Origin of the sequence: Pseudomonas sp. LB-090624, from assembly GCF_003205205.1 — a bacterium.
GTDB lineage: Bacteria > Pseudomonadota > Gammaproteobacteria > Pseudomonadales > Pseudomonadaceae > Aquipseudomonas.
Map to the genome: position 1 here is coordinate 348,952 of NZ_QJRL01000001.1, position 11,538 is coordinate 360,489.

At 61.0% G+C, this 11,538-nt stretch carries 14 protein-coding genes; 5 read left to right on the plus strand and 9 right to left on the minus strand.

Going from position 1 to position 11,538, the window contains the following annotated elements; translation table 11 throughout:
* Window positions 1-73: 73 nt before the first annotated feature.
* Window positions 74-1,291 carry an argininosuccinate synthase gene (locus DMX11_RS01635; protein ID WP_110742796.1) on the plus strand — a complete coding sequence of 406 codons (1,218 nt, stop codon included), beginning with the start codon at window positions 74-76 and terminating at the stop codon, window positions 1,289-1,291.
* Between the two features lie 69 nt (window positions 1,292-1,360).
* Here DMX11_RS01635 and DMX11_RS01640 read toward each other — a convergent pair whose 3' ends face one another.
* Window positions 1,361-1,843 (minus strand): hypothetical protein, encoded by a 483-nt coding sequence (locus DMX11_RS01640; protein ID WP_110742904.1) that lies wholly within the window; start codon window positions 1,841-1,843, stop codon window positions 1,361-1,363.
* Window positions 1,844-2,205: 362 nt separating this feature from the next.
* Here DMX11_RS01640 and DMX11_RS01645 point away from each other — a divergent pair, with 362 nt between their 5' ends.
* Window positions 2,206-2,829, plus strand: coding sequence for a response regulator transcription factor (locus tag DMX11_RS01645; RefSeq protein ID WP_110742797.1), 624 nt, complete (start codon window positions 2,206-2,208; stop codon window positions 2,827-2,829).
* Window positions 2,830-2,885: 56 nt separating this feature from the next.
* On the opposite strand, the gene DMX11_RS26005 is transcribed toward DMX11_RS01645, so the two are convergent.
* From DMX11_RS26005 to metG, 7 genes are all read right to left on the minus strand, one after another.
* Window positions 2,886-3,062 carry a PA3496 family putative envelope integrity protein gene (locus tag DMX11_RS26005; RefSeq protein ID WP_177410695.1) on the minus strand — a complete coding sequence of 59 codons (177 nt, stop codon included), beginning with the start codon at window positions 3,060-3,062 and terminating at the stop codon, window positions 2,886-2,888.
* 104 nt (window positions 3,063-3,166) lie between these two features.
* Window positions 3,167-3,805 carry an endonuclease III gene (gene nth / locus DMX11_RS01650; RefSeq protein WP_110742799.1) on the minus strand — a complete coding sequence of 213 codons (639 nt, stop codon included), beginning with the start codon at window positions 3,803-3,805 and terminating at the stop codon, window positions 3,167-3,169.
* Between the two features lie 4 nt (window positions 3,806-3,809).
* Window positions 3,810-4,334: an Rnf-Nqr domain containing protein gene (locus tag DMX11_RS01655; RefSeq protein WP_110742801.1), complete on the minus strand. Its 525-nt coding sequence runs from the start codon at window positions 4,332-4,334 to the stop codon at window positions 3,810-3,812.
* Entirely contained in the window at window positions 4,327-4,929 is a 603-nt protein-coding gene (locus tag DMX11_RS01660) for an RnfABCDGE type electron transport complex subunit G (protein ID WP_110742803.1), read from the minus strand. Before DMX11_RS01660 ends, DMX11_RS01655 begins: the two co-directional genes overlap by 8 nt.
* The gene (locus DMX11_RS01665; protein ID WP_110742805.1) at window positions 4,926-5,900 is read right to left on the minus strand and encodes an RnfABCDGE type electron transport complex subunit D; all 975 of its coding nucleotides are present in this window, start codon (window positions 5,898-5,900) and stop codon (window positions 4,926-4,928) included. The genes DMX11_RS01660 and DMX11_RS01665 overlap by 4 nt, the downstream gene beginning before the upstream one ends.
* Window positions 5,897-6,445 carry an Rnf-Nqr domain containing protein gene (locus tag DMX11_RS01670; RefSeq protein ID WP_110742807.1) on the minus strand — a complete coding sequence of 183 codons (549 nt, stop codon included), beginning with the start codon at window positions 6,443-6,445 and terminating at the stop codon, window positions 5,897-5,899. The genes DMX11_RS01665 and DMX11_RS01670 overlap by 4 nt, the downstream gene beginning before the upstream one ends.
* A 172-nt stretch (window positions 6,446-6,617) precedes the next feature.
* The gene (metG, locus tag DMX11_RS01675; protein WP_110742808.1) at window positions 6,618-8,657 is read right to left on the minus strand and encodes a methionine--tRNA ligase; all 2,040 of its coding nucleotides are present in this window, start codon (window positions 8,655-8,657) and stop codon (window positions 6,618-6,620) included.
* A gap of 157 nt (window positions 8,658-8,814) precedes the next feature.
* On the opposite strand from metG, the gene apbC reads away from it, so the two are divergent.
* Window positions 8,815-9,909 carry an iron-sulfur cluster carrier protein ApbC gene (gene apbC / locus DMX11_RS01680; RefSeq protein WP_110742810.1) on the plus strand — a complete coding sequence of 365 codons (1,095 nt, stop codon included), beginning with the start codon at window positions 8,815-8,817 and terminating at the stop codon, window positions 9,907-9,909.
* A gap of 198 nt (window positions 9,910-10,107) precedes the next feature.
* Here apbC and DMX11_RS01685 read toward each other — a convergent pair whose 3' ends face one another.
* A complete protein-coding gene (locus DMX11_RS01685) occupies window positions 10,108-10,317 on the minus strand; it encodes a cold-shock protein (protein ID WP_003254922.1) in 210 nt (69 codons plus the stop codon).
* Window positions 10,318-10,645: 328 nt separating this feature from the next.
* Here DMX11_RS01685 and dcd point away from each other — a divergent pair, with 328 nt between their 5' ends.
* Window positions 10,646-11,212, plus strand: coding sequence for a dCTP deaminase (gene dcd, locus DMX11_RS01690; protein ID WP_003258001.1), 567 nt, complete (start codon window positions 10,646-10,648; stop codon window positions 11,210-11,212).
* Window positions 11,213-11,306: 94 nt separating this feature from the next.
* Window positions 11,307-11,534 carry a hypothetical protein gene (locus tag DMX11_RS01695; protein WP_110742812.1) on the plus strand — a complete coding sequence of 76 codons (228 nt, stop codon included), beginning with the start codon at window positions 11,307-11,309 and terminating at the stop codon, window positions 11,532-11,534.
* The last annotated feature ends 4 nt before the right edge of the window (window positions 11,535-11,538 follow it).

Sequence of the window (11,538 nt, forward strand, 5' to 3'; positions counted from 1 at the left end):
TCGCCCCACTGTAAATTTATCCGCAACGCCGTTAGAATCGACCCCTTTCCGTACAACCCCGTGGAGTGATGGCATGGCGGACGTAAAAAAGGTCGTACTGGCGTATTCCGGCGGCCTTGATACTTCGGTGATTCTCAAGTGGCTGCAGGATACCTACAACTGCGAAGTGGTGACCTTCACCGCTGACCTGGGTCAGGGCGAAGAGGTCGAGCCGGCCCGTGCCAAGGCTCAGGCAATGGGTGTGAAAGAGATCTACATCGACGACCTGCGCGAAGAGTTCGTGCGTGATTTCGTATTCCCGATGTTCCGCGCCAACACCGTCTACGAAGGCGAGTACCTGCTGGGTACTTCCATCGCCCGTCCGCTGATCGCCAAGCGTCTGATCGAAATCGCCAACGAAACCGGCGCTGACGCCATTTCCCATGGCGCCACCGGCAAAGGCAACGACCAGGTACGTTTCGAGCTGGGCGCGTATGCGCTGAAGCCAGGCGTGAAGGTCATTGCTCCATGGCGCGAGTGGGACCTGCTGTCCCGCGAGAAGCTGATGGACTACGCCGAGAAGCACGGCATCCCGATCGAGCGTCACGGCAAGAAGAAGTCGCCGTACTCGATGGACGCCAACCTGCTGCACATCTCTTACGAGGGCGGTGTCCTGGAAGATACCTGGACCGAGCACGAAGAAGACATGTGGCGCTGGAGTGTCTCGCCTGAGAACGCCCCGGACCAAGCCACTTACCTCGAACTGACCTACCGCAACGGTGACATCGTTGCCATCGACGGCGTCGAGAAGTCCCCGGCCACCGTCCTGGCCGACCTGAACCGCATCGGCGGTGCCAACGGCATCGGCCGCCTGGACATCGTGGAAAACCGCTACGTCGGCATGAAGTCGCGCGGCTGCTACGAAACCCCTGGCGGCACCATCATGCTCAAGGCCCACCGTGCCATCGAGTCGATCACCCTGGACCGCGAAGTCGCTCACCTGAAAGACGAGCTGATGCCGAAGTACGCCAGCCTGATCTACACCGGCTACTGGTGGAGCCCGGAGCGTGTGATGCTGCAGCAGATGATCGACGCTTCGCAGGTCAACGTGAACGGCGTGGTACGCCTGAAGCTGTACAAGGGCAACGTGACCGTGGTTGGCCGCAAGTCGGACGATTCGCTGTTCGATGCCAACATCGCGACCTTCGAAGAAGATGGCGGCGCCTACAACCAGGCTGACGCTGCCGGCTTCATCAAGCTCAACGCTCTGCGCATGCGCATTGCTGCCAACAAGGGCCGTTCGCTGCTCTGATAGCTGGCTTGTGCAACGAAAGCCCTGGCTCATGCCAGGGTTTTTTTTGCCTGCGCAAAGCCAGTGCGTTCAACAGTGGTGTTGAGCGATATCGCTATCAAGTGCACTGATCGACAGCTGTGCACATTGACGTTTGTCCAGGTTGCAAAAGCGCCAGGTGCGCGTTGGTCCAGGCGGTTGGGCAAGGGCATGGAGGAGTTGACGTTCCAGCATGCGCTGGGCCTCGGGGCCGGAGAACATGAAGGTGAGCGGTTCGTCCGCCAATGCCTCTGGGGCATCATTGACCACTGCGGCTGTAGCCTCGCTGTCCGGTGGTGGCGTACTGTCGTGTGTCGTTCGGGCAGCGGGCGAGTTGTAGAAAGACTTGGAATTGAAGTTCAGTGTCAGGAAAAACAGTGCCGTCAGAAAGAACGGGAAGCCTACCAAAAACCAGGTGTAGAGATTTTGGCTGGACTCGCTGAGAAACGGCAGCGTGGCGAGGGCGGAAGCTTCGATGATCCCCGAGAAGATGGCAATAATCGTCAGCGGGGCGACAGGTTGTGCTTGGGGCATGGGGGCATCTTCAGCGATTTTGTCCATCTTTACCTGATGGCCGCGATCAACTAAAGACTGGAGTGCTTTCCGGGTGAGGCGTAAACAGCTACACGCAATTGGTTATTCACCGTGCTCGAATTGAATGTTTCTTCAAGCTGCAGCGCGTTTTCGGCCAATGCCTAGTAACCGTGGATTAAGCGGGGAATTTCGGTAATAAGGACTTTGCTTGTTACAACCATAGTCATGATGTGTAGGAAATTTCTGTAAGTGCTGTGAGTTTATTCTGCCCTTGTGTTTCCTCGGCAAATCGTCGCGCCAGCAGGCGTCCCGTCGGTTATGGTGACGTGCCAAAGCAACAACAATGAATGAATGGATGTCGCATGAATAAAGTGCTTATCGTGGATGATCATCCGGTCATACGCCTTGCCGTACGCATGCTGATGGAACGGCATGGGTATGAAGTCGTGGCAGAGACCGACAATGGAGTGGCTGCGCTGCAGCTGACACGGCAACACCGGCCGGATATTGTGGTGCTGGATATCGGTATCCCGAAACTCGATGGCCTGGAGGTGATCGCCCGCATGGCGACTTCGAGCCCGGGCAGCAAGGTATTGGTTTTGACATCGCAAGCGCCCGGTAACTTTTCGATGCGCTGCATGCAGGCGGGGGCGGCAGGTTACGTGTGCAAGCAGCAGGAGCTCACCGAGCTGCTAAGTGCCATCAAGGCGGTGTTGTCGGGTTACAGCTACTTCCCCAACCAGGCCATGCACGCTTCACGTGGCAGGACGGCGGCCAGCGAGACCGACATGGTCAACCGCCTTTCGGCGCGTGAAATGACGGTGCTGCAGCAGCTTGCGCGAGGGCGTTCGAACAAGGAAATTGCCGACAGCATGTACCTCAGCAACAAGACGGTCAGCACCTACAAGTCGCGCTTGTTGCTGAAGCTCAATGCGCGCTCGCTGGTCGACCTGATCGAGCTGGCACAACGTCAGGGGCTGAACTGACCGCCTGGCCTTGAAGCCTCCAGCCAGGAGGCTTTGCCAGGGGCACCGGTGCAGGGCTACAGATCGTAGTCGAAATCGGCCAGCTGCTTTTGCAGGCGCCGCTCTTCCAGCATGTTGTCAATGGTACGGCGCTTGCTCAGGTTGGTCTTTGCGGTTTCCACCTGCGGTTCCGCGTCATCGTCTGCGGCAACAAAATCATCTTCGATCGACAGGTCGTCTTTATCGGCACTCATGAGTCGCTCCAAGCCAAGGGGCCATTGGCCGTCCTTATAACCAGAAAGCAGACGCTGGTAAAAAAGATTTTTTCAATCGTGGTGATGGGTTTTCAGCTATCGCCTCAATCGTCAGAGGTTTTGTGCTTGTACTCGCACAGGTCTTCGATCCTGCAGCTGCCGCATCTTGGCTTGCGCGCCTGGCATACATAGCGCCCGTGCAGAATGAGCCAGTGGTGGGCGTCGAGCAGGTAATCCTTGGGTACGAATTTGACCAGCTTCTTTTCCACTTCCAGCACCGTCTTGCCTGGCGCGATACCTGTGCGGTTACTGACGCGGAATATGTGGGTGTCCACCGCCATGGTCGGTTGGCGGAATGCTGTGTTCAGCACCACGTTGGCGGTCTTGCGGCCAACACCGGGCAGCGCCTCCAGGGCTTCGCGGGTTTCAGGTACCTGGCTGGCGTGGCGCTCGATCAGCAGCCTGCAGGCTTCGATGACGTTCTTGGCCTTGCTGTTGTACAGCCCGATGGTCTTGATGTATTCGCTAAGGCCGTCAACCCCGAGGGCATAGATGGCCTCGGGGGTATTGGCGACCGGGAACAGGCGGGCAGTGGCCTTGTTGACGCCGACGTCGGTGGATTGCGCGGACAGTGTCACCGCTACCAGCAGTTCGAACGGGGTGGTGTAGGCCAGTTCTGTCTTTGGGTCGGGGTTGTCTTCGTGCAGCCTGCGAAAAATCTCCAGGCGTTTGGCGGCATTCATGAAATCAGAGCTTTCCTTGACGGCGGGAATGGGCGGAGCCCGGACGCAGACGATTGTACAAGGCCAGCAGCAGTCCGAGCAGTATCAGCGCACCTGGGGCCAGGCTGGCCAGGTGCAGGTTGGCAAATTCGGCCAGCCATTGGCGAATGGCGCCGAGCAGCAGGCAAACGGCGAATACAGCGCCGAGGTTGCTGGCAAGCAGTCGCCAGCGCCCTTCTTCGGGAAGTAGGAGGTCGCTGGCCAGGCATAGCAGGCACAGCAATTGTGGATAGTAGCCAAGAGCAAGTGCCGTTGGCAGCGACCAGGCACGCAGGGCCATCTGCAGGCAACTGGCCAAGGCTGCCAGCAGCAGCAGGCTGGCCACGACATAGGCGCAATTCGCCAGGCGCTGGCGCAGGGGGGCCAGTAACAGTTGGTGCAGGCCGACCATCACGATTGCGCACAAGCCAATGGCGGCGCCTTCGCGCAGGGACCGGGTGGCGCCCAGCAGGGGCACCAGGCTTGCCCCCAGTAGATACAGCCTATTCATGCCCGTTGTCCTTCAGTAGAACGCTGCGCTGCTCATCGAAATAGCTAAGCGCCTCCTGCAGTGCAGTGATGACTGCGCGTGAGGTCACGGTTGCGCCCGCCAACTGGTCAAAGTCGCCTTGGTCTCGTTGCAATGCCCAATGATCGCCCAGATCGCGGTTGGCAAACTGCTCCAGCCAGTGCAGCTTCGGGTCGCCCAGGCGCGCACCCAGGCCAGGGCTTTCCTGCTGCTCGACCACTTGGCTGCCGATCAACCGGCCATTTATGGTAATGGCCACGCTTAGCACGATTGGCCCGGCATAGCCCTGGGTCTGGGTGATCAGGATAATGGCAGTTGGCTTACCGGCCATTGTCGCCCGATAAGCCGCCAGGATACGGCTGTTGGGGCGCTGGGCTGCGGGCTTGGGCAGTGGATTGTCCAAAGGCTGGTTGTCATGAATACCTGCTGGCAGCACGGCCAGCCGCTGGCGGCTTTGCAGCTGCTTCTCGGCGTTGGCGATGGCTGGGCTGGTCCACTGCCGCCAGGCCAGGGTGGCAGACACCGCCAATGCGCACGTGAGTAACAGCAAGCCTGCGTCTCGTGCCAGGCGTTTCATGGGCCGGCCTGCTGACGCCGCATGGCCAGGCGGTCGAGCGTCGGTGATATCAGGTTCATCAGCAAAATGGCGAACGCCGTGCCATCCGGGTAGCTACCCCATGTGCGAATCAGGTAGATCAGCAGCCCTGCACCCAGGCCGAAGCCAAGCCTGGCCCACGCGCTCCTGGGGCCGGACACCGGCTCGGTCGCAATGAAGAACGCCGCCAGCATGGTCGAGCCAGAGAACAGGTGCAGCAACGGCGAGCCGTTGGAATCCGAGCCGGAACCGTTCCAGCCCAGCAGGCTGAACAAGAACAGCCCCGCCAGCAGGCCGAGTGGCGCATGCCAGCTGATCACTTTGCGCTGCAGCAGGAACAGGCCGCCGAGCAGGAAGGCCAGGTTCACCCATTCACTGCCTCTGCCGCCAATAGCGCCGAACCCCGGATGGGTGGCAAACAGCTCTTCAATGGTGAGGCTGCGATTGTGGCGCAGCACGTCGAGAACGGTCGGCCGGGCCCACGCGTCGATCTGTTCGCCACCGGCATACAACTGCTGCAGGCTGTCGACCAAGCCAGGTGCTGGCCCAGGCCAATGGCTCATCTGCAGCGGGAAGCTCAGCAACACGAAGGCATAACCAACCATGGCCGGGTTGTACAGGTTACGCCCCACGCCACCGAAGGCCTGCTTGCCGATGCCGATGGCAACGCATGTGGCTACTACCGGCAACCACCATGGCGCCAACGTCGGCAGCGCGGCCGCCAGCAATACGGCAGTCACCAGTGCGCTGCCGTCATTCAGCGCTGCAGTGCACGGCTGGCCACGTAGCTTCAGCAGCGCGGCTTCACTCAAGAGTGCGGCGCAGGCACACAGCAACAGGTTCAGCAGCATACCCCAGCCGTGCAGCCACAGCAGCGCCAGCAGGCCGGGCACACAGGCCAGCAAAACCAGGCCCATGCTCGCGCGCAGTCGTGGGTCGGGTGGGCTAGTCATTGAGCGAACATGCCGTTGAAGCCGGAAAACGCCATGGCCATCACGCCAGCGCCGATCAATTCAAGGGGCAGGCCGCGCAGTACGCCGGGGATATCGGCGTGCTCGGTGCGTTGTCGCAGGTCGGCGAACAAGGCCAGTGCCAGCCAGAAACCTGCGCCCGCCAGCACGCCTTGCAACAGTGCGGCAAACCAGGGGCTGCTGTCGCTGGTCTGTTGCAGGGCAAGCCCCAGGACTACGGCATTGCTCGACAGCAGAGCTGGCAACGCCGCAACGGGCCAAGCCGGGCGCAACTTGGCCAGCAGCCGTGGCAGGCCCCAGGCGAGCAGCGCTAGCCATGGCAGAAGCAGGAACAGTGCAAGGTCGAGGGCGTGCAGCGGAGCCAGTATCCCGCGCACCAGCACTTGCGCACCGATCACGCCCAGGACAATGCACAGGGCGCAGGCCAAGCCGTGCACATGCAGATGCCGCCGGGAAACGGGCTGTGGTGGTTGGCACAGGTGATTGACCAGCGCAGCGCTGATCAGGACCAGGAGGAAATCGCTCATGAGAAAACGATAGCCGGGAATCGGGGGGATGGTCCGGTGATTGGCGCGGGAGCCTTGGGGTCGCTTTGCGGCCCTGTCTCAACACAATGCCGCCCCCACAGGTGTGCGCTTGCACCCGGCAGGAACGGCGTTGCGTTGCGATGGGCTGCGAAGCAGCCCTCGGCAAGGTTGCTTACTTGATGCGCTGCCCTGGCTTGGCGCCGCTGTCTGGGCTGAGCAGGTAGATTTCTTCGCCGCCAGGGCCCGCCGCCATGACCATGCCTTCGGACACGCCAAAGCGCATTTTGCGTGGTTTGAGGTTAGCTACCATCATGGTCAGGCGACCTTCCAGCTTGGACGGTTCAGGGTAAGCCGACTTGATGCCGGAGAAGACGTTGCGGCGCTCGTCACCAATGTCCAGGGTCAGTTGCAGCAGTTTGTCGGCACCCGGCACGGCCTCGGCCTTGACGATCAGCGCTACGCGCAGGTCGACGGCGGCGAAGGTGTCGAACTCGATTTCTGCGGACAGCGGGTCCTTGGTCAGCTCGCCGTTGCCTGCCGGGGCTTTGGCTTCGGCTGCCAGCAGGTCTTCCTTGCTGGCCGCGACCATGGCTTCCACCTTGGCCGGCTCGATGCGGCTCATCAGCGCCTTGAACGGGTTCAACGGGTGGTTTTCCAGGCGCGACAAGTGGTCGTTCCAGGTCAGCGGGGCCACGTTGAGGAAAGCTTCGGCGTCGGCAGCCAGCAGGGGCAACACTGGCTTGAGGAAGATCACCAGCTGGCGGAACAGGTTGATGCCCTGGGCGCAGATGGCCTGCACTTCATCCTGCTTGCCTTCCTGCTTGGCCAACGACCAGGGCGCTTTGTCGGCGATCCATGCGTTGGCACGGTCGGCCAGCGCCATGATCTCGCGCATGGCACGGCCAAAGTCGCGGCCTTCGTAAGCTTCGGCGATGGACGGGGCCGCTGCCAGGAAGGCCTCGGTCAGCTCAGGGGCAGCATCACCGCTGACCATGACACCGTCGTTGCCCTTGTGGATGAAGCCGGCGCAGCGGCTGGCGATGTTGACCACCTTGCCAACCAGGTCGGAGTTGACCTTCTGCACGAAGTCTTCAAGGTTCAGGTCGAGGTCATCGACGCCGCGACCCAGCTTGGCTGCGTAGTAGTAGCGCAGGTATTCCGGCTGCAGGTGGTCGAGGTAGGTGCGGGCCTTGATGAAGGTGCCGCGCGACTTGGACATCTTGGCGCCGTTGACGGTCAGGTAGCCGTGCACGTTGACTGCGGTCGGCTTGCGGAAGCCGGCCCCTTCGAGCATGGCTGGCCAGAACAGGGCGTGGAAGTTGACGATGTCCTTGCCGATGAAGTGATACAGCTCGGCCTTCGAGTCTTGATTCCAGAACGCGTCGAAGTCCAGCTCCGGGCGGCGGGCGCAAAGGTTCTTGAAGCTGGCCATGTAGCCGATCGGTGCATCCAGCCACACGTAGAAGTACTTGCCTGGCTCGCCCGGGATTTCAAAGCCGAAGTACGGTGCATCGCGGGAAATGTCCCATTCCTGCAGGCCGGAGTCCAGCCATTCGGCCAGCTTGTTGGCGACCGCGTCCTGCAGGGTGCCGCTACGGGTCCATTGCTGCAGCATGGCCTGGAAGTCTGGCAACTTGAAGAAGAAGTGCTGGGAGTCGCGCAGTACCGGGGTGGCACCGGAGATCGCCGACTTGGGGTTCTTCAGCTCGGTTGGCGCGTAGGTGGCGCCGCACTTTTCGCAGTTGTCGCCGTACTGGTCTTCGGCCGCACACTTGGGGCAAGTGCCCTTGATGAAGCGGTCAGCGAGGAACATGCCCTTTTCCGGGTCGAAATACTGCGTCACCGAACGGGTAGCGATGTGGCCGGCATCACGCAGGCGCGAGTAGATCAGGCTGGACAGCTCGCGGTTTTCTTCACTGTGGGTGGAGTGGAAATTGTCGAAGTCCACCAGGAAGTCGGCGAAGTCGCTGCTGTGCTCGGCCTGGACATTGGCGATCAGTTGCTCCGGGGTGATGCCTTCCTTTTCGGCGCGCAGCATGATGGCCGAACCGTGGGCGTCGTCGGCGCAGACATAGATGCACTGGTTGCCGCGCAGTTTCTGGAAGCGCACCCACATGTCCGTCTGGATGTACTCCAGCATATGGCCGAGATGGATCGATCCATTGGCATAGGGCAGGGCGCTGGTAACGAGAATCTGACGTGGCTCGGACATGGTGGCTCGGCTACTTATCTGGCTCGGGGTAAAAATGAGGGTGATCGGCCACTATAAAGGGCTGGCGAAGATATTTCACCCCGCAAGCGCATCTGCTGACGATTGACGGGTTAGGATAGGCGCCTGTTTTACATTCAGTTTGCCAATGGGAGTCTCCATGAGTGCCGTCACCCGTGCCGCCGTCGAAGGCGTGCTTCGCCAGTACACCGACCCCTACCTGAACCAGGACCCGGTCAGCGCCGGTTGCGTGCGCGCCATCGATATCCAGGGCGGGCAGGTCCGCGTGCAGTTGCAGTTGGGGTATGCCGCAGGGCTGTTCAAGAACGGCTGGGCGCAGGTACTGCAGACTGCCATCGGCAACCTGGAGGGCGTCAGCGGCGCCGAGGTGTCGATCGACTGCGTAGTGGCTGCGCACAAGGCTCAGGCCCAGGTGCCGGCCATGGCCAACGTCAAGAACATTATCGCCGTGGCTTCGGGCAAGGGCGGGGTGGGCAAGTCGACCACCGCGGCCAACCTGGCCTTGGCCCTCGCCCGCGAAGGTGCACGGGTGGGTATTCTCGATGCCGACATCTACGGCCCAAGTCAGGGCGTGATGTTCGGTATCGCTGAAGGCACCCGGCCACAGATCCGTGAGCAAAAGTGGTTCGTGCCGATCAAGGCCCATGGTGTAGAAGTCATGTCCATGGCATTCCTCACTGACGACAATACGCCGATGGTCTGGCGTGGGCCCATGGTTTCGGGCGCGCTGCTGCAGTTGGTCACCCAGACTGCCTGGGACGACCTGGATTACCTGGTGATCGACATGCCGCCAGGTACCGGTGACATCCAGCTGACCCTGGCGCAGAAGGTACCGGTCGCCGGTTCGGTGATCGTGACCACGCCGCAGGACCTGGCCTTGCTGGATGCCAAGAAGGGCGTGGAAATGTTCCGCAAGGTCAACATCCCGGTGCTGGGCGTGGTCGAAAACATGGCCGTGCACATTTGTTCGAACTGCGGCCATGCCGAGCACCTCTTCGGCGAAGGTGGTGGCGAGAAGCTGGCCAGTCAGTATGGTGTCGACCTGCTGGCGTCGCTGCCATTGTCGATGCTGATTCGCGAGCAGGCTGACAGCGGCAAGCCGACGGCGGTTGCCGAACCGGAAAGCCAGATCGCCATGGTTTACCAGGAGCTGGCCCGCCAGGTGGGGGCGCGGATCGTGCTGCAGGAAGCTGCGGCGCCGGCCATGCCGAGCATTACCATCACCGAAGACTGACGCATTTCCTGTGGGAGATTGGCCAGCCGCTTGGGCACCGGCTTTGCCGGTGTTCGCGGTCCCGCTCCCACAGGGGCCCGGCGAAATGAGTCAGTCATGTTTTGTGCTATGGGAGCGGCTTTGCATGCAGGGCCTTTCACAGGCATAAAAAAACCCGCCAGAAGGCGGGTTTTTTGAAAGCTAGGAAGCGAGATCGACTTAGGCGATCTGAACTTCTTCAGCCTGCATGCCTTTCTGGCCGCGGGTAGCGACGAAAGTAACAGCCTGGCCTTCTTTCAGGGTTTTGAAGCCGTCAGCTTGGATGGCTTTGAAGTGCACGAACAGGTCGTCGCCCGACTGAGGGGTGATGAAGCCGTAGCCTTTCTCATCGTTGAACCACTTAACAACACCGGATTGACGGTTGGACATTTTTCTGTCTCCTTGGACAATTTGATAACGGTCAGGAAAAACCCTGCCCGGGACTGAGCGCAAAGAGAGCAGAAAATTCAGCGATGGGCCGATCAGGATCGTGCATCAAACTAGAGATTCTCGGTGTCACGTGCAGCACAGTGGCGTCACCTTACCCCACTTTCCGCAACCTGCCAATGGTCTGAAGGCGCTTTACGCAAATTCGGATCGACGGCGGCTACAACCCCCGCCCGGCGCGGGATGCGGCAGGGAACTTTAACCTGGGCGCCGGGACCGGTAAGATGCGCGTCACGATTTTCACCACGCAACTCTTCAGGACACCCCCGCCATGAGCATCAAATCGGACAAGTGGATTCGCCGCATGGCGCAGGAACACGGCATGATCGAGCCGTTCGTCGAGCGCCAGGTGCGCGGCGAGCAGGACAGCCGGGTCATCTCCTTCGGCGTTTCCAGCTACGGCTACGACGTGCGCTGCGCAGACGAATTCAAGGTGTTCACCAACATCAATTCCGCCACCGTCGACCCGAAAAACTTCGATGCCGGCAGCTTTGTCGACATCAAGAGCGACGTGTGCATCATTCCGCCAAACTCGTTCGCCCTGGCCCGCACCGTCGAGTACTTCCGCATCCCGCGTGACGTGCTGACCATCTGCTTGGGCAAGAGCACCTACGCCCGCTGCGGCATCATCGTCAACGTCACCCCGCTCGAGCCCGAGTGGGAAGGCCACGTGACGCTGGAGTTCTCCAACACCACCACGCTGCCGGCGAAGATCTACGCCAACGAAGGTGTGGCACAGATGCTGTTCCTGCAGTCCGACGAAGAATGCGAAGTGTCGTACAAGGACCGTGGTGGCAAATACCAGGGCCAGCGCGGCGTCACCCTGCCGCGTACCTGAGCCGACAAGCGCGGGGAATTACCCGCGCCTTTGGCACTCCAACCTGATAATGCTGCTGCGCATGATGTGTAGCGGCTCTCGTCAGGAGCAGCCAATGAAACTCCACCCCGCAATCAGTGCCAAGCTGGCAGGCCTGCAGCCCAATCACGTCGGGTTGTTGCCCTGGTCACTGCTGGCGCACCCGCTGCCGATGCAGGCGGGGGGCGTGCCTCACCAGCCTGATCCCGATACCCCGCAACCTGCGGAGCCTGGTGAATCTCCCCCCATGGAGCCCGGCGAACCGACCTTGCCAGACGAGCCACCTCCAGCACCGGTGGCCTGAGCGC